General features: G+C 73.2%; 19 protein-coding genes. 16 read left to right on the top strand and 3 right to left on the bottom strand.

The genetic code is table 11. From position 1 onward, the window contains the following. The first annotated feature begins 249 nt into the window (after positions 1-249). The 9 genes from ACZ6X9_RS00250 (at position 250) to ACZ6X9_RS00210 (ending at position 11,681) form a co-directional block, all read left to right on the top strand. Positions 250-1,422 carry a sensor histidine kinase gene (locus ACZ6X9_RS00250; RefSeq protein ID WP_469775692.1) on the top strand — a complete coding sequence of 391 codons (1,173 nt, stop codon included), beginning with the start codon at positions 250-252 and terminating at the stop codon, positions 1,420-1,422. An 18-nt stretch (positions 1,423-1,440) separates the two neighbouring features. Further along, complete coding sequence (locus ACZ6X9_RS00245; protein ID WP_469775691.1) at positions 1,441-2,142, top strand: response regulator; 702 nt, start codon at positions 1,441-1,443, stop codon at positions 2,140-2,142. Between the two features lie 132 nt (positions 2,143-2,274). After that, positions 2,275-4,209 carry an acyl-CoA dehydrogenase family protein gene (locus ACZ6X9_RS00240; protein ID WP_469775690.1) on the top strand — a complete coding sequence of 645 codons (1,935 nt, stop codon included), beginning with the start codon at positions 2,275-2,277 and terminating at the stop codon, positions 4,207-4,209. Positions 4,210-4,366: 157 nt separating this feature from the next. Further along, complete coding sequence (dxr, locus tag ACZ6X9_RS00235) at positions 4,367-5,647, top strand: 1-deoxy-D-xylulose-5-phosphate reductoisomerase (RefSeq protein ID WP_469775689.1); 1,281 nt, start codon at positions 4,367-4,369, stop codon at positions 5,645-5,647. Beyond that, positions 5,644-6,945, top strand: a complete 1,302-nt coding sequence (locus tag ACZ6X9_RS00230) for a M50 family metallopeptidase (protein WP_469775688.1) — start codon at positions 5,644-5,646, stop codon at positions 6,943-6,945. The genes dxr and ACZ6X9_RS00230 overlap by 4 nt, the downstream gene beginning before the upstream one ends. 187 nt (positions 6,946-7,132) lie before the next feature. Continuing rightward, positions 7,133-8,290, top strand: coding sequence for a flavodoxin-dependent (E)-4-hydroxy-3-methylbut-2-enyl-diphosphate synthase (ispG, locus tag ACZ6X9_RS00225; protein ID WP_469775687.1), 1,158 nt, complete (start codon positions 7,133-7,135; stop codon positions 8,288-8,290). 129 nt (positions 8,291-8,419) lie between these two features. After that, the gene (locus ACZ6X9_RS00220; RefSeq protein ID WP_469775686.1) at positions 8,420-9,265 is read left to right on the top strand and encodes a GNAT family N-acetyltransferase; all 846 of its coding nucleotides are present in this window, start codon (positions 8,420-8,422) and stop codon (positions 9,263-9,265) included. 119 nt (positions 9,266-9,384) lie between these two features. Next, positions 9,385-9,918, top strand: coding sequence for a GNAT family N-acetyltransferase (locus ACZ6X9_RS00215; RefSeq protein ID WP_469775685.1), 534 nt, complete (start codon positions 9,385-9,387; stop codon positions 9,916-9,918). A 65-nt stretch (positions 9,919-9,983) separates the two neighbouring features. Beyond that, positions 9,984-11,681 (top strand): proline--tRNA ligase, encoded by a 1,698-nt coding sequence (locus ACZ6X9_RS00210; RefSeq protein ID WP_469775684.1) that lies wholly within the window; start codon positions 9,984-9,986, stop codon positions 11,679-11,681. A 313-nt stretch (positions 11,682-11,994) separates the two neighbouring features. On the opposite strand, the gene ACZ6X9_RS00205 is transcribed toward ACZ6X9_RS00210, so the two are convergent. From ACZ6X9_RS00205 to ACZ6X9_RS00195, 3 genes are read right to left on the bottom strand one after another with little or no spacing between them, the layout of a single operon-like run. Further along, positions 11,995-12,936, bottom strand: a complete 942-nt coding sequence (locus tag ACZ6X9_RS00205) for an aminoglycoside phosphotransferase family protein (protein WP_469775683.1) — start codon at positions 12,934-12,936, stop codon at positions 11,995-11,997. 50 nt (positions 12,937-12,986) lie between these two features. Beyond that, entirely contained in the window at positions 12,987-13,436 is a 450-nt protein-coding gene (locus tag ACZ6X9_RS00200; RefSeq protein WP_469775682.1) for a DUF4439 domain-containing protein, read from the bottom strand. Beyond that, on the bottom strand, positions 13,433-13,930 hold the full coding sequence (locus tag ACZ6X9_RS00195; RefSeq protein ID WP_469775681.1) for a hypothetical protein: 498 nt from the start codon (positions 13,928-13,930) through the stop codon (positions 13,433-13,435). The genes ACZ6X9_RS00200 and ACZ6X9_RS00195 overlap by 4 nt, the downstream gene beginning before the upstream one ends. A gap of 196 nt (positions 13,931-14,126) precedes the next feature. On the opposite strand from ACZ6X9_RS00195, the gene rimP reads away from it, so the two are divergent. The 7 genes from rimP to truB all read left to right on the top strand — a co-directional run bounded on the left by rimP (position 14,127) and on the right by truB (position 21,206). Further along, positions 14,127-14,660: a ribosome maturation factor RimP gene (gene rimP, locus ACZ6X9_RS00190; RefSeq protein ID WP_469775680.1), complete on the top strand. Its 534-nt coding sequence runs from the start codon at positions 14,127-14,129 to the stop codon at positions 14,658-14,660. A gap of 2 nt (positions 14,661-14,662) precedes the next feature. After that, positions 14,663-15,655, top strand: coding sequence for a transcription termination factor NusA (gene nusA, locus ACZ6X9_RS00185; protein WP_469775679.1), 993 nt, complete (start codon positions 14,663-14,665; stop codon positions 15,653-15,655). Between the two features lie 213 nt (positions 15,656-15,868). After that, positions 15,869-16,147, top strand: a complete 279-nt coding sequence (locus tag ACZ6X9_RS00180) for a YlxR family protein (RefSeq protein WP_469775678.1) — start codon at positions 15,869-15,871, stop codon at positions 16,145-16,147. A gap of 180 nt (positions 16,148-16,327) precedes the next feature. After that, on the top strand, positions 16,328-19,384 hold the full coding sequence (infB, locus tag ACZ6X9_RS00175) for a translation initiation factor IF-2 (RefSeq protein ID WP_469775677.1): 3,057 nt from the start codon (positions 16,328-16,330) through the stop codon (positions 19,382-19,384). A gap of 135 nt (positions 19,385-19,519) precedes the next feature. After that, positions 19,520-19,816 (top strand): DUF503 domain-containing protein, encoded by a 297-nt coding sequence (locus tag ACZ6X9_RS00170; protein WP_185945999.1) that lies wholly within the window; start codon positions 19,520-19,522, stop codon positions 19,814-19,816. 23 nt (positions 19,817-19,839) lie between these two features. After that, positions 19,840-20,304 (top strand): 30S ribosome-binding factor RbfA, encoded by a 465-nt coding sequence (gene rbfA / locus ACZ6X9_RS00165; RefSeq protein ID WP_469775676.1) that lies wholly within the window; start codon positions 19,840-19,842, stop codon positions 20,302-20,304. After that, positions 20,301-21,206, top strand: coding sequence for a tRNA pseudouridine(55) synthase TruB (gene truB / locus ACZ6X9_RS00160; RefSeq protein ID WP_469775675.1), 906 nt, complete (start codon positions 20,301-20,303; stop codon positions 21,204-21,206). Before rbfA ends, truB begins: the two co-directional genes overlap by 4 nt. The last annotated feature ends 138 nt before the right edge of the window (positions 21,207-21,344 follow it).

Raw genomic sequence — 21,344 nt, 5'->3', positions numbered from 1 at the left:
CGGCGGGCCGGTCCCATCCCCCGGCCGGTTGAATCCCGGGTCAACCCCTGCGGTAGCCCGTCGCCTCCTCCTCCACCCGCCGCGGCAGGCGCCACCGCCCGCGCCCGGCCGATGCCGTGCCCCGCGCGGCGTGGATACGCTGCGGCGGTGCGGAGGGCAGGGGAGGCAGGAGCGGCGGGGGCGGCGGGAGGACGGCCGCGGGCGTGGTCGCGCGCGCCGGAACGGCGTTCCGCGGAATGGCCGGTATGGGTGCGGGACGCGCCGCTGGCCCTGGGCTGCGCCATCGCCACCGTCGTCTACGCCGGCACCGCGTCGGCCACGAACGCGCCCTGGGACCGGCCCGACGCCCTGGGCTACGCGCTGATCTGCGTCATCAACCTGAGCCTGGCCGTCCGCCGGCGGGCGCCCGTCCTGACGTTCGCCCTGACCAGCGCCCTGTGGCTGGTGTTCGTCGCGGCCGGCTTCTGGCCGATCGTCAACAGCCTCTGCCCCATGGTGGCGCTCTACTCGGTCGCGGCGAGCCGCCCCAGGCCGGTGGCCGTGGTCTGCGGCCTCTGCTGCGCCGGGTGCGCGGTGCTCACGACCGTGCTCGGCCACACCGACGACCTGGTGACCACGGTCGCCCAGGCCGCGGTGATGCTCGGCATCATCCTGAAGTTCGGCGGCAATGCCCGGCAACTCGCCGAGCGCAACGCCGAGTTGTGCGATCTGGCGGCCCAGTTGCGCCGGGAGCGCGAGGAGAACGCCCGCCGCGCCGTCGCCGAGGAGCGCGTCCGCATCGCCCGTGAGCTGCACGACGTGGTCGCCCACCACATGTCCGTGGTGTCGGTGCAGGCCGGGCTCGCCCGCTACGTCTTCGCCAGCGATCCGGCCACCGCCCGGGACGCGCTGGGCACGATAGCGGCCAGCAGCGGGGAGGCGCTGGAGGAGATGCGCCGGCTGCTGGCCGTGCTCCGGGTCGGCCCCGAGGGCGGGGACGAGGCCGAGCGGACCGGGGGCGACTGCCCGTATCACCCGATGCCGGGGCTGGGCCGGCTGGAGGCGACCGTGGAGCGGGTGCGGGCGGTCGGTGTCCGCGTGGAGCTGGAGGTCACGGGGGAGCGGCGGCCCCTCCCGGCCGGCCCCGACCTGTGCGCGTACCGCGTGGTCCAGGAGGCGCTGACCAACATCATCAAGCACGCGGGCACCGCCCGCGCGGTGGTCCGCGTCGCCTTCCGGCCGAACGAACTGGAGCTGAGCGTCACCGACGACGGCCGGCCGTCGCCCCGGCGGCGAGGGAACGTTCCGGCCAACCCGGTGCCGTCCGGCGGCCACGGATTGATCGGCATGCGCGAGCGCGCCAGGATCTACGGGGGGAGACTCGCGGCCGGCCCGCGGGCGGACGGCGGGTTCGAGGTCCGGCTGACGCTTCCCCTCCAGTGACCGGCGGGGGCGGGACGGATGACGACCGGCGAGCGGGACGGCGGCACCGGCATACGCGTGCTCGTCGTGGACGACCAGGTGCTCATCCGGGCCGGCGTCGCGGCCCTGCTGCGCGCGGCCCCCGGCGTGACCGTGGCGGCCGAGGCCGCCGACGGGCAGGAGGCCGTCGACCTCGCCCTCGCCCACCACCCGGACGTCGTCCTCATGGACATCCGGATGCCGGGCCTCAACGGCGTCGCCGCCACCGAGCGCATCCTCGCCGCCGGCCTGGTCCCCGCGCCCAGGATCCTCGTCCTCACCACCTTCGACCTCGACGAGTACGTCTACGCCGCGCTGCGCGCCGGCGCCTCCGGCTTCCTGCTGAAGGACGCCGGGCCGCAGCGGCTGCTGGCCGCCGTCACCGCCGTCGCGGGCGGGGACACCCTCTTCTCGCCCAGCGTCACCCGCCGCCTCGTCGAGGCGTTCACCCGGCCCCGGCCCGCCCCCGAGCCCCCGCGGAGCGAGGCGCTCGACGCGCTCACCGGCCGGGAACGGGAGGTGCTGCGCCACACCGGGCGCGGCCTGTCCAACGGGGAGATCGCCACCGAGCTCGTCATCAGCGAGGCCACCGTCAAGACCCACCTCAACCGTGCGATGGCCAAACTCGGCCTGTGCAGCCGCGCCCAGGCCGTCGTCGTGGCCTACGAGAGCGGCCTGGTGACGCCCGGCAGGCAGCCCTGAGGCGGGGCCCCGGTAGGCCGGAACCCTGCGCGCGGTCTGGTAGACACCCTGCGGATCGGGTACATACGGACCGGTAGCACCGGTCGGTACCGACCGGGACAACCGCGACGACGTGAAGCGGCGAGGTGCCCCATGACCGCACCATCCGTACGGCCGGTCTCCGAGCGTGAAGCCCGCCGGGTCGCCGAGGCGGCCCGCGAGCAGGGCTGGCAGAAGCCCAGTTTCGCCAAGGAACTCTTCCTCGGCAGGTTCCGGCTCGACCTGATCCACCCGTACCCGACGCCCGCGCCGGAGGACGTGCTGCGCGGCGAGGAGTTCCTCGCCCGGCTGCGCGCGTTCTGCGAGACGCGGATCGACGCCGCCCGCATCGAGCGCGAGGCGCGCATCCCCGACGAGACGGTCGCGGGCCTCAAGGAGCTCGGCGCCCTCGGAATGAAGATCGACACCAAGTACGGCGGTCTCGGTCTCACCCAGGTGTACTACAACAAGGCCCTGATGCTCGTCGGCTCGGTCAGCCCGGTCGTCGGAGCGCTGCTCTCCGCCCACCAGTCCATCGGCGTCCCGCAGCCGCTGAAGCTGTTCGGCACCCAGGAGCAGAAGGACGCGTTCCTGCCGCGCTGCGCCCGCAGCGACATCTCGGCGTTCCTCCTCACCGAACCGGACGTCGGCTCCGACCCGGCCCGGCTGGCCACCACCGCCGTGCCCGACGGCGACGACTACGTGCTGGACGGCGTCAAGCTCTGGACGACCAACGGCGTCGTCGCCGACCTGCTGGTCGTCATGGCCCGGGTGCCGAAGAGCGAGGGGCACAAGGGCGGCATCACCGCGTTCGTGGTGGAGACGGCGTCCGAGGGCGTCACCGTGGAGCGGCGCAACGCCTTCATGGGCCTGCGCGGCATCGAGAACGGCGTCACCCGCTTCCACGGGGTCCGGGTGCCGGCGGCGAACCGCATCGGCCCGGAGGGCGCCGGCCTGAAGATCGCGCTGACCACGCTGAACACCGGACGGCTGTCCATCCCCGCGATGTGCGTCGGTGCCGGCAAGTGGTGTCTGAAGATCGCCCGCGAGTGGTCGGCCGCCCGGGAGCAGTGGGGCAAGTCCATCGCCCGCCACGAGGCCGTCGGCGCGAAGATCTCGTTCATCGCGGCCACCACCTTCGCCCTGGAGGCGATCGTCGACCTCTCCGCCCAGATGGCCGACGAGGACCGCAACGACATCCGCATCGAGGCCGCCCTCGCCAAGCTCTACGGCAGCGAGATGGGCTGGCTGATGACCGACGAGCTGGTCCAGATCCGCGGCGGCCGGGGCTACGAGACCGCCGCCTCCCTCGCCGCCCGCGGCGAGCGCGCGGTCCCCGCCGAGCAGATGCTCCGCGACATGCGCATCAACCGGATCTTCGAGGGCTCCACCGAGATCATGCACCTGCTGATCGCCCGGGAGGCCGTGGACGCCCACCTCTCGGTCGCCGGCGACCTCATCGACCCGGAGAAGTCCCTGGGCGACAAGGCGCGGGCCGGGGCCCGGGCCGGCGGCTTCTACGCCCGCTGGCTGCCCAGGCTCGTCACCGGCCCGGGGCAGGTGCCGACCAGCTACGCCGAGTTCCACCCGGCCGGCCACAGCGACCTCTCCGGGCACCTGCGCTACGTCGAACGCGCCTCGCGCCGGCTCGCGCGCTCCACCTTCTACGCCATGTCCCGCTGGCAGGGGAGGCTGGAGACGAAGCAGGGGTTCCTGGGGCGCGTGGTGGACATCGGCGCCGAACTCTTCGCCATGAGCGCCGCCTGCGTCCGGGCCGAGCAACTGCGCACCCAGGGGACGCACGGCCGGGAGGCGTACGGGCTCGCGGACGCCTTCTGCCGACAGGCGCGCATCCGTACCGACGAGCTCTTCGCCCGGCTGTGGACCAACACCGACACCCTCGACCGCACGGTGGTGAACGCGGTGACGGCCGGGGCCTGCACCTGGCTGGAGGAGGGCATCCTCGACCCGAGCGACGACGGCCCCTGGATCGCCGACGCCACCCCGGGCCCGTCCAAGGCCGAGAACGTGCACCGGCCCGTGCGCTGACCGCTCCCCGCGCCGGTCCGCCCGGGTCCCCCGCTCTCCGGTCCGGCGGGTTCCCCGCCCCCCGGCCCGGCGGGCTCGGGGGAGCGGGGGGCGCGTCCGTTCCGCCGAGCCCCGGCCCCCCGCCCGCCCGGACCGCCGCAGCCCCCACAATGGGGGGATGACCGACTCCCTCGCTGACCCGCATCTGCGCTACTCCGTCCCCACGCACCGGAGCGGCGGCCCGCGCGAGATCGTGATCCTCGGTTCCACCGGCTCGATCGGGACCCAGGCCGTCGATCTGGTGCTGCGCAACCCCGACCGGTTCCGGGTGACGGCCCTGTCCGCCGCCGGCGGCCGGGTCGAGCTGCTCGCCGAGCAGGCGCACCGGCTGGACGTGCGCGCGGTGGCCGTGGCCCGGGAGGAGACGGCTCCGGCGCTGCGGGCGGCGCTGGCGGCCCGGTACGGTGCCCGGCCGCTGCCCGAGGTCCTGGCGGGCCCGGACGCGGCCACGGAGCTGGCGCGCGGCGAATGCCACACGGTCCTCAACGGCATCACCGGTTCCATCGGCCTGGCGCCGACGCTGGCGGCCCTGGAGGCCGGCCGGTCGCTGGCGCTGGCGAACAAGGAGTCGCTGATCGTCGGCGGCCCGCTGGTGAAGGCCGTGGCCAAGCCCGGCCAGATCGTCCCGGTGGACTCCGAGCACGCGGCGCTCTTCCAGGCGCTGCTGGGCGGTGCCCGCGGCGAGGTCCGCAAGCTGGTGGTGACCGCCTCCGGCGGCCCGTTCCGCGGCCGGACCAGGGAGCAACTGGCCGCCGTCACCCCCGCGGACGCCCTGGCGCACCCCACGTGGTCCATGGGCCCGGTCATCACCGTCAACTCGGCGACCCTGGTCAACAAGGGGCTGGAGGTGATCGAGGCCCACCTGCTCTACGACGTCCCGTTCGACCGTATCGAGGTCGTCGTCCACCCCCAGTCGTACGTGCACTCCATGGTCGAGTTCACGGACGGTTCCACGCTGGCCCAGGCCACGCCGCCGGACATGCGCGGCCCGATCGCCATCGGTCTGGGCTGGCCCGAGCGGGTGCCGGACGCCGCCCCGGCCTTCGACTGGTCGAAGGCGTCCACCTGGGAGTTCTTCCCGCTCGACGAGGAGGCCTTCCCCTCCGTCGCGCTGGCCCGGCACGTCGGCGCCCTGGGCGGCACCGCGCCGGCCGTCTTCAACGCCGCCAACGAGGAGTGCGTCGACGCGTTCCTCTCCGGCGGCCTGCCGTTCAATGGCATCGTGGACACCGTCGCCGAGGTCGTCGCGGAGCACGGCACCCCCGACCGGGGAACCCTCCTCACGGTCCCGGACGTCCTGCATGCGGAGACCTGGGCGCGTGCCCGGGCCCGCGAACTGGTGGCGCGTACGGCAACCGCGGTCCGTACGGCCGGAGCGACCTCGGAGGCCCGCGCATGACCCTTCTGATGACGGTCCTCGGGATAGTCGTCTTCGTGGTGGGCCTGCTGTTCTCCATCGCCTGGCACGAACTCGGCCACCTCTCGACCGCGAAGATGTTCGGCATCCGGGTGCCGCAGTACATGGTCGGCTTCGGCCCGACGATCTTCTCCCGGAAGAAGGGCGACACCGAGTACGGCATCAAGGCGATCCCGCTCGGCGGCTACATCCGCATGATCGGCATGTTCCCGCCCGGCGAGGACGGCAAGATCACGGCCCGGTCCACGTCCCCCTGGCGCGGCATGATCGAGGACGCCCGTTCGGCGGCGTTCGAGGAGCTCCAGCCGGGTGACGAGAGCCGCCTCTTCTACACGCGCAAGCCCTGGAAGCGCGTGATCGTGATGTTCGCCGGGCCGTTCATGAACCTGGTGCTCGCCGTGGCGCTCTTCCTCGGCGTGCTGATGACCTTCGGCATCCGCACCGAGACGACGCAGGTCGGCTCGGTCCAGGACTGCGTCGTCAAGGCCTCCAGCGCCACCGACACCTGCCCCAAGGACGCCCCGAAGTCCCCGGCCAACGCGGCCGGCCTGCGGGCCAAGGACAAGATCGTCGCCTTCAACGGCCACCCGACGCCCGACTGGCAGTCGATCCAGAAGGACATCCGGAAGACCACAGGACCGGCCGTGATCACCGTCGAGCGCGACGGCAGGCGCCTCGACCTGCACGCCGATCTGATCAAGAACCAGGTCCAGAAGTACGACGGCGACGGCAATCCGGTGCGCGGCGAGTACGTCACCGCCGGTTTCCTCGGTTTCGCGCCCGCCAGCGGCATCGTCCAGCAGTCCTTCGGCCAGTCCGTCGACCGGATGGGCGACATGGTCCGGTCCGGCGTCGAGTCCCTGGTCGCCCTGCCCGGCAAGATCCCCGACCTGTGGAACGCGGCCTTCGACGGCGGCGAGCGCAAGGCCGACTCCCCGATGGGCGTCGTCGGCGCGGCCCGGGTCGGCGGCGAGGTGTTCACCCTGAACATCCCGCCGTCCCAGCAGATCGCGCTGATGCTGTACCTGGTGGCCGGCTTCAACCTCTCGCTGTTCCTCTTCAACATGCTGCCGCTGCTGCCCCTGGACGGCGGACACATCGCCGGTGCCCTGTGGGAGTCGGTGCGCCGGATGTTCGCCAAGCTGTTCCGCCGCCCGGACCCGGGCCCGTTCGACGTGGCCAAACTGATGCCGGTCGCCTACGTCGTCGCGGGGATCTTCATCTGCTTCACCCTGCTCGTCCTGGTGGCCGATGTGGTGAATCCGGTGCGCCTGACGTAGGGAGGGCGGGGGTCCGCCCCCGCCTTCGCGCCCCCCGCGCGCGGAACCCGTTCCGCCACCGTTCGTTCGGGCGGTGTTCGGGGCGGGATGTGCTTCCGGGGAGGCGCTTGCCGTAATCTCGGAAATCTCGGAGACCGGAGCCCGCCGATCTCGGGACCATGATTCAGACCTTGGGGTTGCTCGCCAGATGACCGCGATTTCGCTGGGAATGCCGTCCGTTCCGACCAAGCTCGCCGACCGCCGGGTCAGCCGCAAGATCCAGGTCGGGTCGGTGGCCGTGGGTGGGGACGCGCCGGTGTCGGTGCAGTCGATGACGACCACGCGGACGTCGGACATCGGTGCGACGTTGCAGCAGATCGCGGAGCTGACGGCTTCCGGTTGTCAGATCGTGCGGGTGGCGTGTCCGACGCAGGATGACGCGGACGCGCTGAAGGTGATCGCGGCGAAGTCGCAGATCCCGGTGATCGCGGACATTCACTTCCAGCCGAAGTACGTGTTCGCGGCGATCGACGCCGGGTGTGCGGCGGTGCGGGTCAACCCCGGCAACATCAAGCAGTTCGACGACAAGGTCAAGGAGATCGCCAAGGCGGCCTCCGAGGCGGGCACCCCGATCCGCATTGGCGTGAATGCCGGGTCGCTGGACCGGCGGCTGCTCCAGAAGTACGGCAAGGCCACGCCCGAGGCGTTGGTGGAGTCGGCTTTGTGGGAGGCGTCGCTGTTCGAGGAGCACGGCTTCCGGGACATCAAGATCTCCGTCAAGCACAACGACCCGGTGGTGATGGTCAACGCCTACCGGCAGCTCGCGGCGCGGTGTGACTACCCGCTGCACCTGGGGGTGACGGAGGCGGGTCCGGCGTTCCAGGGCACGATCAAGTCCGCGGTGGCGTTCGGTGCGCTGCTGGCGGAGGGCATCGGTGACACGATCCGGGTCTCTTTGTCGGCGCCGCCGGCGGAGGAGGTCAAGGTCGGCATCCAGATTCTGGAGTCGCTGAATCTGCGGCAGCGCCGGCTGGAGATCGTTTCGTGTCCGTCGTGTGGGCGGGCGCAGGTGGACGTGTACAAGCTGGCGGATGAGGTGACGGCGGGCCTGGAGGGTATGGAGGTGCCGCTGCGGGTCGCGGTGATGGGGTGTGTGGTCAACGGTCCGGGTGAGGCGCGTGAGGCGGACCTGGGTGTGGCGTCCGGCAATGGCAAGGGGCAGATCTTCGTGAAGGGCGAGGTCATCAAGACCGTGCCCGAGTCGAAGATCGTCGAGACCCTCATCGAAGAGGCCATGAAGATCGCCGCCCAGATGGAGAAGGACGGCATCCCCTCCGGCGAGCCCGAGGTCAGCGTCGCCGGCTGACCCGCGCCCTGCCCCGCGGCGGGATGCCCACGGTCCTCCCGCCGCGACGGGGTAAGCGCCGAACCGGAGAGGTAAAGTGCCAGGAATCTGTTTCCTGGCCTCGGGCCGCGACGGTGAGGCACCCCACACGTGTTGACGACGACCACGACCAAGGTCCTGGAACCCGGCGATCTCGACGCCGCCCTCGCGGTGCTCGACCGCGACCCCGTCGCCAACGCCTTCGTCGCCGCCCGGGTCCAGGTCGCCGGTCTCGACCCCTGGCGGCTCGGCGGCGAGATATGGGGCTGGTACGTCCACGGGCGCCTGGAGGCGCTCTGCTACGCCGGTGCCAACCTCGTCCCCATCTGCGCCGGCCCCGAGGCCGTCCGCGCGTTCGCCGACCGCGCCCGCCGGGCCGGCCGCCGCTGCTCCTCCATCGTCGGCCCGGCCGAGCCCACCGCCGCCCTCTGGGCGCTGCTGGAGCCGCACTGGGGACCGGCCCGCGAGGTCCGCGCCCACCAGCCGCTCATGGTGACCCGCTCGATGCCGGACGACGTCGACCCCGACCCGCTGGTCCGCCGCGTCCGCAAGGACGAGATGGAGCTGATCCTCCCGGCCTGCGTCGCCATGTTCACCGAGGAGGTCGGCGTCTCGCCGCTGGCCGGCGACGGCGGGCTGATCTACCAGGCGCGCGTCGCCGAACTGGTGGGCTCCGGCCGGTCGTTCGCCCGCATAGAGAACGGCAAGGTCGTCTTCAAGGCCGAGATCGGCGCCGCCACCGCCCGCGCCTGCCAGATCCAGGGCGTCTGGGTCGCCCCCGAACACCGGGGCCGCGGACTCTCCGTGACCGGCATGGCCGCCGTCCTCGACCACGCGCTCCGCGAGGTCGCCCCGGTGGCCAGCCTCTACGTCAACGACTACAACGCCGCCGCCCGCGCCACCTACCGCCGGGTCGGCTTCCGGGAGATCGGCGCCTTCATGAGCGTGCTGTTCTGACGCGCCGCCGTCCCCCGCCACGGTCTGCCGCCGCCGTGATCCGCCACGGGGACCCGTCGCCGCTGACCCGCCGCCCCCGGGCCCGTCGGGAAGACCGGCCGGCCGGGTAGCCTCCCCGCATGGATGACATCGTGGTCGGCCCGCTCGACCTCGCCGCCCGGGTCGACGACGCGCTGGCCGTGCAGGCCGTGGCCTTCGGGCTCAGCGCCGAAGAGGTCGGCGTCCGACGCCACATCGTGCTCCGCCACCTCACCAACCCCGGCGCCCGCGCCCTCGGCGCGACGACCGGCAGCGGGCGGCTCGTCGGCTTCGTCTACGGCATGCCCAACGACCGCCGGCACTGGTGGTCCACCGTGGTCGAGCCGTACCTGCGGGCCACGGGGACGGAGGAGTGGCTGGACGACACCTTCGTGATCACCGAACTGCACGTTCACCCCGCCTTCCAGAACCGGCGGATCGGCCGGACGCTCATCACCGCGCTCACGGCGGACGCGGCGGAAACCCGCTCGATCCTCTCCGCCATCGACGTGGAGAGCCCGGCCCGCGCGCTCTACCGCAAGCTCGGCTACCGGGACTTGGCCCGGCAGGTGGTCTTCCCCAGCGCCGTCAGCCCCTACGTGGTGATGGGGGCGGAACTGCCGCTGCTCGACTGACCGGACCGCCCGGCGGCCGGGAAAAACCCGGTGAGAACCGCCCGGCCCGCCGCTACTCTCCGGGCATGTCACCTGTTCAGCGCCTTTCCGCCCTGATGCTCAAGACCCTGCGCGACGACCCGGCCGACGCCGAGACGCCGGGCCACCGGCTGCTGGTCCGCGCCGGTTACGTCCGCCGGAGCTCCGCGGGGGTGTGGACCTGGCTGCCACTCGGCAAGAAGGTGCTGGACAACGTCGCCCGCGTGGTGCGCGAGGAGATGGACGCCATCGGCGGCCAGGAGGTCCTGCTGCCCGCCCTGCTGCCCCGGGAGCCCTACGAGGCCAGCGGCCGCTGGACGGAGTACGGGGACCTCCTCTTCCGCCTCCGCGACCGCAAGGGCGCCGAGTACCTGCTCGGGCCCACGCACGAGGAGGTCTTCACCCTCACCGCCAAGGACCAGTGCACGTCCTACAAGGACCTCCCGGTCACCCTCTACCAGATCCAGAACAAGTACCGGGACGAGGCCCGGCCCCGCTCCGGGGTGCTGCGCGGGCGCGAGTTCCTGATGAAGGACGCCTACTCCTTCGACGTCGACGACGAGGGCCTTGCGGAGTCCTACCGCCGCCACCGCGAGGCGTACCTGCGGATCTTCGCCCGCCTCGGGCTCGACCACCGCGTGGTCTCCGCCGTCTCCGGCGCCATGGGCGGCTCCGCATCGGAGGAGTTCCTCGCCCCGGCCGCCGTCGGCGAGGACACCTTCGCGGACTGCCCGGGCTGCGGCTACGCCGCCAACACGGAGGCGGTCACCACGGCCGTCGAACCCGTGGACCCCGCCGCGCACGGGCCGCTGGAGGAGCTGGACACCCCCGGCACCGCCACCATCGACACGCTCACCGCCCACCTGGGCGTGCCCGCCTCGGCCGTGCTCAAGAACGTCCTCGTCAAGGTGGACGGCGAGATCGTCGCCATCGGCGTACCCGGCGACCGCGAGGTCGACCTGGGCCGGGTCGCCGAGCGGCTGGCCCCCGCCGAGGTCGGGCTCGTCACCGCCGAGGACTTCGCGCGCCACCCCGACCTGGTGCGCGGTTACGTCGGCCCGCAGAAGCTGCCCGTCCCCTACTGGGCCGACCCCCGGGTGGCGCCCGGCACCGCCTGGACCACCGGCGCCAACAAGCCCGACACCCACGCGCGGAACGTCGTCTGCGACCGGGACTTCACCGTCGACCGGTACATCGACGCCGTCGTGGTCGAGCCCGGCGACCCCTGCCCCCGGTGCGGCACCGGCCTCCGGCTCGGGCGGGCCATCGAGATCGGCCACATCTTCCGACTGGGCCGCAAGTACGCCGACATCTTCGGATTCGACGTGCTCGGCCCCGAGGGCAAACCGGTCCGCGTCACCATGGGCTGCTACGGCATCGGCGTCTCCCGCGCCGTCGCGGCCCTCGCCGAGCAGACCCACGACGAGCGCGGCCTGTGCTGGCCGCGCGAGGTCGCCCCCGCCGACGTCCACGTCATCGTGGCGGGCAAGGCCGTCCAGGCGGAACTGGCCGACACCCTCGCCGCCCGACTGGCCGACGCCGGGGTACGCGTCCTGCTCGACGACCGCGCGGGCGTCTCGGCGGGCGTCAAGTTCGCCGACGCCGAACTCATCGGGATCCCGGCCCTGCTGACCGTCGGACGCGGCGCGCCCGACGGCCGGGTGGAGCTCAAGGACCGGCGGACGGGAGAGCGGGAGGAGCTGTCCGTGGACGCGGCGGTGGAGCGGATCGCGGCACTCGGCTGACCGGACGCGCGTGCGGGGCGGCCTTACGTCAACACCGTTGCCAAGAAACCGGGTTGACGGCCGCCTCGCCGGTCCGCCAGGTCGTGCGGCCCGCGTGAGGAGTCCGCCGTACGTCCGGTGCCCGGGGGCGGCTCCGCGTCCCCCGGCCGCCGGACCCACCCTGACGCTTCGGCATCGGCGCGAGGGGCTGGGGGCGTCGGCTCCGTGCCGGGTGGCGGGGGTCATCGGCGGGCCGGCATGCCCGGTGTTCCGCCCGGACGCGGCCCCCGGGGCGAGGCAACCCCCCTCCGGCGCGCCGGCGCCGGGGCCCGCGCTACAGCAACGCCGCGAACTCCAGCAGGAGTTCGGCGGCCTTCCCCGCGCCGGAGGCCCGTTCCCGCATGCCGTCCGCCACCGCGCGGAACAGGGTCCAGCCGCGCAGCCGGTCCGCGTCCACCTCCAGGGCGTCCGCGAGGCGGGCCCCCCGGCGGCGTACGGTGGCCGCCGCGCCGGGGGAGGCGAGGAGGGTGTCGGCGCGGTCGCGGACCAGCCGGGCGAGGTCGTACGCGCGCTCGCCGGTCAGCGGGCGGGGGCCCACGGCCAGCCAGGGCAGCCGCTCGCCGGCCAGGACCTTGCCCTGGTGGTAGGCGCCGTGCAGCAGGCTCGGCGGCTCGTCGGCCGGGCCCGGTGCCAGCGCGTCCCGCAGGTCCAGGGCCTCGTCGACGAGCGCCCGGGCGTCCGCCGCCCAGGGCTCCTCGCGCCAGGTGCGCAGGGCGTCGGCGATGCGGGCCGTGTGGTCCGCCACCGAGGGGATCGCCGCGCCGCCGGGCGGCGCGACCCACAGCCGCTGGAGCGTCGCCGACGCCTCCAGTTGTGCCTTCGCCTCGGCGAGCGACCTCAGCCCGACGTCCGGGTGCAGCCGCTCCAGCAGCAGCGCGCCCGCCTCGGGAGCGGCGGCGAGCGCCCGTACCGCGCTCAGCCCGTCCCAGTGCTCCAGCGCGGTGTGCTCGGCCGCCGCCGCGTCACCCGGGGGGAGGAGCTTGAGCACCGCCGGGGTGCCGTCGGCCCGGCGCACCAGCACCACCAGGGCCGTCCGTCCACCCGGCGCCTGCACCCGTTCGGGTGTCAGCTCCCAGCGGTCGAGCCACTCCCGGGCCGTCGCCGGAAGCCCGGCGAGCCAATGGCGGGCGGCCTCCGCGCGGGCCGGTTCGGGGTCCGAGCCCAGGGCGCGAACCAGCCGTTCCGGCGGTTCGAGGCGGTCGTTCGCGTGGCCCATCCCTGTGCCGTCCCTTTCGTCCGTGCCGTGGAGCCGGCCCGGGACGAGCGCTACGCGCCGTCCGGTCCGCCGGCCGGGGCCCGCCCGACGAGCCCAGGGAAGGCTACGCTCCCGCCCCGCCAGCGCGTTCCCCGCACCGCCGCCTCGCGCAGCGCCGCCGCGGCCTCCCCGCGCAGCGCGCCGCCCGCCGCCGCGACCAGGTCGGCGTAGACGGCCGCGACCCGGCTCTCCAGCTCCGCCGCCAGGCGCGCCGCGGCGGGGGCGTCCGGGACGGGGAACGGCAGCGCGTACGCCGCCTCGGCGGCGGCCGGCGTGCCGCCGAGGTCGCGGACGGCGCGCCGCATCGCGTCGCGCCGGGCGCGGTGCGCCTCGTAGGCCTCACGGGCCTCCTGGGCCCGTTCCTCCCCGGCGCGGGCGCCCACGACGCCGTACCCGTAAACCGCGGCGTGTTCGGCTGCCAGGGCCGCCTGAGCGGCGGTCAGGGCGGCGGGGTCCGTCATGCGCCGGCCCCCAGCAGGTAGGCGTGGGCCGCGCCGGCCGCCGCCACGGAGGCCAGCAGCCGGGCGAGTTCCGGCGGGGCGCCGCCGAGTGCCGCGCCGTGGCCGTCGGCCGTACGGCGCTCGGCGGCGGCGAGCGCGGCGAGCGCCTCGTCGGGGTCGTCCGGGACGGCGGGCGGGGGCGTGGAAGGAGCGGGGGCGGGGCCGGCGCCGAACGCCTCGGCGTGGCGGGCCGTTTCGGCGCGCAGCGGGCGCAGCCGGGGGGCCAGGTCGCCGTGCGTGGCCAGCGTCGCGTCGTAGCGCGCGAGCAGGGCCGCCGCCGCCCGGCCGGCTTCGGCGCGGAGCCGCGCCGCGGCGCGGGCCCGGTCGTCGCCGTCCGCCGGGCCGCCGGCGCAGGCCGTGAACAGCGGCGCGCCGCCCAGCAGTACCGCCGCTCCCGTCAGCACCGCGCGCCTGCGTGGGCCGCCGCGGGCCCCCGCCGTCGTCGTGAACGCCACGTTCCACTTCCTGCCGGTGGTCGTCGGGACACCGTCGCGGGACCAGAGGTCGTGATCACCGTTCGTGAGCGTACCGGCGCCCGGCGCCCGTCCCGCGGACGAGGCACCGAATCGTCAGCCGGGTGCCGGAACGGATAGGCTTTGACCAGACACGCGACTTTCCCACAACAGCACACGCGGCCGAGGAGTCACCCGGATGAGCACCACCCAGAGCGAGCGGCTCCGCGAGCTGCTCGCCCCTCTCGTCAGCGCACGGGAGCTGGATCTGGAAGAGGTCGACGTGACGCCGGCCGGCAAACGGCGTGTGCTGCGCATCGTGGTCGACTCCGACGAGGGCGTCCAGTTGGACGAGTGCGCCGAGCTGAGCCGCGAGATCTCCGCGAAGCTCGACGAGACCGACGTCATGGGCGGTGCCCCGTACGTCCTCGAGGTCACCTCTCCCGGCGCCGACCGTCCCCTCACCGAGCACCGGCACTACGTCCGGGCCACCGGCCGGCTGATCAAGGCCCAGCTCACCGCGGGCGGCGAGCTGGTCGCGCGGATCAAGGCCGTCGACGACGAGGGGCTGGACGTGGAAGTACCGGGTGTGAAGGGGCGCAAGCCCACCGCCCGGCGGCTGGCCTTCGACGAGATCGCGAAGGCCCGCGTGGAGATCGAGTTCAACCGACCGTCCGGTGCGGGGGCCTCCCAGGCCGAAGCGGAAACCGACGAGAACCAAGAGGAGGCGTAGCCGTGGACATCGACATGAGTGCCCTGCGGGGCCTGGTGCGAGAGAAGGAGATCTCCTTCGACCTGCTGGTCGAGGCGATCGAGTCGGCGCTCCTCATCGCGTACCACCGCACCGAGGGAAGCCGCCGCCGGGCCCGCGTGGAGCTGGACCGGTCCACCGGCCACGTCACGGTCTGGGCCAAGGAGGACCCGCAGGACCTCGCCGAGGGCGAGGAGCCCCGGGAGTTCGACGACACCCCGTCCGGCTTCGGCCGGATCGCCGCGACCACCGCCAAGCAGGTCATCCTCCAGCGTCTGCGCGACGCCGAGGACGAGATCACTTTCGGTGAGTTCGCGGGCCGCGAGGGCGACGTCGTCGCCGGCGTCGTCCAGCAGGGCAAGGACCCCAAGAACGTCCTGGTCGACATCGGCAGGCTGGAGGCCATCCTGCCGGTGCAGGAGCAGGTCCCCGGCGAGGACTACACCCACGGCACCCGGCTGCGCACCTATGTGGTGCGGGTGGCCAAGGGTGTCCGCGGCCCCTCCGTGACGCTCTCCCGGACCCACCCCAACCTGGTGAAGAAGCTCTTCGCCATGGAGGTCCCGGAGATCGCCGACGGTTCGGTGGAGATCGCCGCCATCGCCCGCGAGGCTGGCCACCGCACCAAGATCGCCGTCCGTTCGACCCGGTCCGGGCTGAACGCCAAGGGCGCCTGCATCGGCCCGATGGGCGGCCGCGTCCGCGCGGTGATGGCGGAGCTCAACGGCGAGAAGATCGACATCGTCGACTGGTCGGACGACCCGGCGGAGCTCGTCGCCCACGCGCTGTCCCCCGCACGGGTGAGCAAGGTCGAGGTCGTGGATCTCGCCGCCCGCTCCGCCCGGGTGACCGTGCCGGACTACCAGCTCTCGCTCGCCATCGGCAAGGAGGGGCAGAACGCCCGTCTGGCCGCGCGGCTCACCGGCTGGCGGATCGACATCCGGCCGGACACCGAGCAGCAGGACAGGCCGGAGTGAGCCGGTAGCGAGCGCGGTCGGACGGAAGCACCAGGGGGCGCGCGAGGCAGGGCCAGCGCCGGTAACGGTACGTCGCGCCCCGGCGCTCGCCCCCTGCCGGAGCGCCGCTCCACGCCTCGTCGGACCGGTGTCGTGGGTCACGAGTCAAAAAGCATACGGAGTCGATCTGTGCCCCAAAGGGGTGAGCTCGGCTCGGGGAGGTAGACTTAACCAGTGTCTGGCCGGACGCATGCCCGCGCATGCCCTCAGCGCACCTGTGTGGGGTGCCGGGAGCGTGCGGCCAAGGGCGATCTTCTGCGGATCGTGCTGATCGAGGACGCCTGCGTCCCCGATCCTCGCGGTACGCTGCCCGGCCGGGGTGCCTCCGTGCACCCCACACTGGTCTGTCTCGACCTGGCGGTCCGCCGCCGGGCGTTCCCCAGGGCTTTCAGAAGCCCGGGACCGCTGGACACCGCGGAACTGCGCCGTCACATCGAGCGGATCGGGCAGTAAAGAGTTAGGCCCCACATCAGTGGGGATGTCCCAGGCATGGGTGCCCCGGTACCCGTGCGGTCAGGTACCTCGCGATTTGGAAGTAGGTCGAGATTGCGATGAGCACTCGATGAGTACGCGATGAGTACGCCCATGAAGTAGCGACGGTCCGGTTGACAACCCGGACCTAGAAGGAGCGAAGTGGCTAAGGTCCGGGTATACGAACTCGCCAAGGAGTTCGGAGTGGAGAGCAAGGTCGTCATGGCCAAGCTCCAAGAACTTGGTGAATTCGTCCGTTCGGCGTCCTCGACGATCGAGGCGCCGGTCGTCCGTAAACTGACTGACGCGCTGCAGGGGCCCGGCGGCAACGCCGGCAAGTCCGCTGCCAAGCCCGCGGCGCCGCGCAAGGCGGCCCCCGCGAAGCCGGGCGCGCCCACTCCGGGCGCCCCGCGCCCCGCCGCACCGGCCCCCAAGCCGGCCGCGGCCCCCACCACCCCCAGCACTCCCAGCACCCCCAAGCCCGCCGGTGGCGCCCCCACCCCGGGTCCCCGTCCGGGTCCGAAGCCGGCCCCGGCCAAGCCCGCCCCGGTCACTCCGGTTCCGGCCGCGGAGTTCTCCGCCCCGGCTCCGGCGCAGCCCGCCGCCCCCCAGCAGCCCGGCGCCCCGCGTCCGGGTGCTCCCGGCCCGCGCCCCGGCGCGCGTCCGGCGCAGTCGGGTCAGCAGCGTGACGGCGGCCAGGGCCAGCGCGCCCCCCGTCCGGGTCAGGGCGGTGCCCGCCCCGGCGGTCGTCCGGCCGGTCCCCGTCCGGGCAACAACCCCTTCACCTCCGGTGGCTCCACCGGCATGGCCCGCCCGCAGGCCCCGCGCCCGCAGGCTCCCCGCCCCGGTGGCGGTCCGGCCGGTCCCGGCGGCGCCCCGCGTCCGCAGGGCGGTCCCGGCGGCGCTCCCCGGCCCCAGGGCCAGGGCGGCGCTCCGCGTCCGACCCCCGGCGGCATGCCCCGTCCGCAGGCTCCCGGCGGCGCCCCGCGTCCCGGCCCGGCGGGCAACCGTCCGAACCCCGGCATGATGCCGCAGCGTCCCGCTGCCGGCCCGCGTCCGGGCCCCGGCGGTGGCGGTCGTGGTCCCGGTGGCGGTGCCGGTCGTCCCGGCGGCGGCACCGGTCGTCCCGGCTTCGCCGGCCGTCCGGCCGGTCCCGGCGGCGGCGGTCGTCCCGGTGGCGGCGGCGGCTTCGCCGGTCGTCCCGGCGGCGGTGGCCCCGGTGGCGGCGGCGGCTTCGGCGGCGGTCGTCCCGGCTTCGGCGGGCGTCCCGGCGGCCCCGGTGCCCGTGGTGGCACGCAGGGTGCCTTCGGCCGTCCCGGCGGTCCGGCCCGTCGCGGCCGCAAGTCCAAGCGTCAGCGGCGCCAGGAGTACGAGGCCATGCAGGCCCCGTCCGTGGGCGGCGTGATGCTGCCGCGCGGCAACGGCGAGACCATTCGCCTGTCGCGTGGTGCCTCCCTCACCGACTTCGCGGAGAAGATCGGCGCCAACCCGGCGTCGCTCGTCGCCGTGATGATGAACCTCGGCGAGATGGTCACGGCCACGCAGTCCGTCTCCGACGAGACGCTGCAGCTCCTCGGCGGCGAGATGAACTACACGGTTCAGATCGTCAGCCCCGAGGAGGAGGACCGCGAGCTCCTCGAGTCGTTCGACATCGAGTTCGGTGAGAACGAGGGCGGCGAGGAGATGCTCGTCGCGCGTCCGCCGGTCGTGACCGTCATGGGTCACGTCGACCACGGCAAGACGCGTCTCCTCGACGCGATCCGCAAGACCAACGTGGTCGCGGGCGAGGCCGGTGGCATCACCCAGCACATCGGTGCCTACCAGGTCGCGACCGAGGTCAACGACGAAGAGCGCAAGATCACCTTCATCGATACCCCGGGTCACGAGGCGTTCACCGCCATGCGTGCCCGTGGTGCGAAGTCGACCGACATCGCGATCCTCGTGGTGGCGGCCAACGACGGTGTCATGCCGCAGACGATCGAGGCCCTGAACCACGCCAAGGCGGCCGACGTGCCGATCGTGGTCGCGGTCAACAAGATCGACGTCGAGGGCGCGGACCCGACCAAGGTGCGCGGTCAGCTCACCGAGTTCGGGCTGGTGGCCGAGGAGTACGGCGGCGACACGATGTTCGTCGACATCTCCGCCAAGCAGGGTCTGAACATCGACAAGCTGCTCGAGGCCGTCGTCCTCACCGCCGACGCCGCGCTCGACCTGCGCGCCAACGCGGAGCAGGACGCGCAGGGCATCGCGATCGAGGCCCACCTCGACCGCGGCCGCGGCGCCGTGGCCACCGTCCTCGTCCAGCGCGGTACCCTCCGCGTCGGCGACACGATGGTCGCGGGCGACGCCTACGGCCGCGTGCGGGCCATGCTCGACGACAAGGGCCAGAACGTGGAAGAGGCGGGTCCGTCGACCCCGGTCCTCGTCCTCGGTCTGACCAACGTCCCGGGCGCCGGCGACAACTTCCTGGTTGTCGACGAGGACCGCACGGCCCGCCAGATCGCCGAGAAGCGCGCGGCGCGCGAGCGCAACGCCGCCTTCGCCAAGCGCACCCGCCGGGTGTCCCTCGAGGACCTCGACAAGGTGCTCAAGGCCGGTCTGGTCCAGGATCTCAACATCATCATCAAGGGCGACGCGTCCGGTTCGGTGGAGGCTCTCGAGTCCTCGCTGCTCCAGCTCGACGTCGGCGAAGAGGTCGAGATCCGCGTGCTGCACCGCGGTGTGGGTGCGGTCACCGAGTCGGACATCAACCTGGCGACCGGCTCCGACGCGATCGTCATCGGCTTCAACGTCCGCGCCGAGGGTCGTGCCACCCAGATGGCCGAGCGCGAGGGCGTCGACGTCCGGTACTACTCGGTCATCTACCAGGCGATCGAGGAGATCGAGGCGGCCCTGAAGGGCATGCTGAAGCCGGAGTACGAAGAGGTCGAGCTCGGTACGGCGGAGATCCGCGAGATCTTCCGCTCGTCCAAGCTGGGCAACATCGCGGGTGTCCTCATCCGTTCCGGCGAGGTCAAGCGCAACACCAAGGCGCGCCTCATCCGCGACGGCAAGGTCATCGCGGAGGAGCTCAACATCGTCGGTCTGCGTCGCTTCAAGGACGACGTCACCGAGATCCGCGAAGGCTTCGAGGGCGGTATCAACCTCGGAAACTTCAACGACATCAAGATCGACGACGTCATCGCGACGTACGAGATGCGGGAGAAGCCGCGAGGCTGATCACCGAAGCTCGTCCGGGGCCGGTCGGCGGGGAATATCCCGTCGATCGGCCCCGGCCGTTGCGTGTACGGTTTCGAATAAGCCGTACACATGACGGATGCCCAAGGCCCCACGGGTGGCATGAACCCGCACCACATGTATGTAGGGACGCTGTCCTTCGACCTCCTCCTCGGCGACGTCCGGTCGCTGAAGGAGAAGCGCTCCGTCGTCCGCCCGATCGTCGCCGAACTGCACCGCAAGTACGCGGTGAGCGTGGCGGAGGTCGGCGAGCAGGACCTCTACCGCAGGGCCACCATCGGCCTGGCGGCGGTCTCCGGCGACATGGGGCACCTCACGGACCTGCTGGACCGCTGCGAGCGCTGGGTCGCCGCACGTCCGGAAGTGGACCTGCTGTCCGCGCGGCGGCGGTTCCACGGCGAGCACGACGACTGAAACACCAAGAAGGAGACGGACCAGTGGCCGACAATGCGCGGGCTAAGAAGCTGGCGGACCTCATCCGGGAGGTGGTGGCCCAGAAGCTGCAGCGCGGCATCAAGGACCCGCGGCTCGGCAGCCACGTGACCATCACGGACACCCGGGTCACCGGCGACCTGCGGGAGGCTACGGTCTTCTACACGGTCTACGGGGACGACGAGGAGCGCGCCGGCGCGGCCGCCGGGCTGGAGAGCGCCAAGGGCATGCTCCGGTCCGCGGTCGGCAAGGCGGCGGGCATCAAGTTCACGCCCACCCTGACGTTCGTGCCGGACGCCCTGCCGGAGAACGCCCGGACCATCGAGGACCTCCTCGACCGCGCCCGCGACCTGGACGCCAAGGTGCGCCAGGAGGCCTCGGGCAAGGACTACGCCGGTGAGCCCGACCCGTACCGCAAGCCGGGCGAGGACGACGACAACGGGACCGCCGAGGGTGGCGCCTCCGCATGAAGCGCAAGTCACCGCCCGGCCCCGACGGTCTCGTCATCGTCGACAAGCCGGCCGGCTTCACCTCGCACGACGTCGTCGCCAAGATGCGCGGCATGGCGAAGACCCGCCGCGTCGGGCACGCCGGAACGCTCGACCCGATGGCGACCGGCGTGCTCGTCCTCGGCGTCGAGCGGGCCACCAAGCTTCTCGGCCACCTCGCGCTGACCGAGAAGGAGTACGTGGCCACCATCCGGCTCGGGCAGAACACCGTGACGGACGACGCCGAGGGCGAGATCACCTCCTCCGCCGACGCCTCCGGGGTCACCCGTGAGGCGATCGACGCCGGGGTGGCCAAGCTGACCGGGGCCATCATGCAGGTCCCGTCCAAGGTCAGCGCGATCAAGATCGACGGCAAGCGCTCCTACAAGCGGGCGCGTGAGGGCGAGGACTTCGAGATCCCCGCCCGCCCGGTGACGGTCTCGTCCTTCGTCGTGCACGCCGTGCACCCGGCGGAGGCCGCGGACGGCACCCCGGTGCGGGACGTGCTGGTCTCCGTGGTCTGCTCGTCCGGCACCTACGTCCGTGCCCTCGCGCGCGACCTGGGCGCGGACACCGGCGTCGGCGGTCACCTCACGGCGCTGCGCCGCACCCGCGTCGGCCCGTACGGGATAAGCGAGGCGCGGACCCTGGACCAGCTCCAGGAGGAGCTGACCGTGATGCCCGTCGCGGACGCGGTCTCCGCCGCGTTCACGCGCTGGGACGTCACCGAGGAGCAGGCCAAGCTGCTCGGCAACGGGGTGCGGGTGCGGATGCCGCTCTTCGACACCCCCGGTCCGGTCGCCGTCTTCGGCCCGGACGGCACCTTCCTCGCCCTGGTCGAGAGCCAGGGCGGCCGGGCGAAGAGCCTCGCCGTCTTCGGCTGATCCCGGCCTTGGCGACCGCCGGACACACCGTGGGGGGGGGGCCCCCGGACCCCCGCGCCCCCCCCCCCCCCCCCCCCCCACCCGATGAGATCCAAATGTAAGCCCCCATTCACCCCCCCCGGCCGGGCCGGGGGTTGA

The sequence above is a fragment of the Streptomyces sp. NPDC052910 genome (assembly GCF_055585605.1).
The sequence above is the reverse complement of the archived record's forward strand: the minus strand, read 5'-3'. Positions and strand labels throughout refer to the sequence as shown.

Coding starts and splice junctions, on each gene's coding strand:
- rimP (WP_469775680.1), top strand. CDS start 14,127: ATGAGCACCACCCAGAGCGAGCGGCTCCGCGAGCTGCTCGCCCCTCTC.
- ACZ6X9_RS00215 (WP_469775685.1), top strand. CDS start 9,385: ATGGATGACATCGTGGTCGGCCCGCTCGACCTCGCCGCCCGGGTCGAC.
- ACZ6X9_RS00230 (WP_469775688.1), top strand. CDS start 5,644: ATGACCCTTCTGATGACGGTCCTCGGGATAGTCGTCTTCGTGGTGGGC.
- ACZ6X9_RS00245 (WP_469775691.1), top strand. CDS start 1,441: ATGACGACCGGCGAGCGGGACGGCGGCACCGGCATACGCGTGCTCGTC.
- ACZ6X9_RS00240 (WP_469775690.1), top strand. CDS start 2,275: ATGACCGCACCATCCGTACGGCCGGTCTCCGAGCGTGAAGCCCGCCGG.
- ACZ6X9_RS00200 (WP_469775682.1), bottom strand. CDS start 13,436: ATGACGGACCCCGCCGCCCTGACCGCCGCTCAGGCGGCCCTGGCAGCC.
- ACZ6X9_RS00170 (WP_185945999.1), top strand. CDS start 19,520: ATGTATGTAGGGACGCTGTCCTTCGACCTCCTCCTCGGCGACGTCCGG.
- ispG (WP_469775687.1), top strand. CDS start 7,133: ATGACCGCGATTTCGCTGGGAATGCCGTCCGTTCCGACCAAGCTCGCC.
- ACZ6X9_RS00205 (WP_469775683.1), bottom strand. CDS start 12,936: ATGGGCCACGCGAACGACCGCCTCGAACCGCCGGAACGGCTGGTTCGC.
- dxr (WP_469775689.1), top strand. CDS start 4,367: ATGACCGACTCCCTCGCTGACCCGCATCTGCGCTACTCCGTCCCCACG.
- ACZ6X9_RS00210 (WP_469775684.1), top strand. CDS start 9,984: ATGTCACCTGTTCAGCGCCTTTCCGCCCTGATGCTCAAGACCCTGCGC.
- truB (WP_469775675.1), top strand. CDS start 20,301: ATGAAGCGCAAGTCACCGCCCGGCCCCGACGGTCTCGTCATCGTCGAC.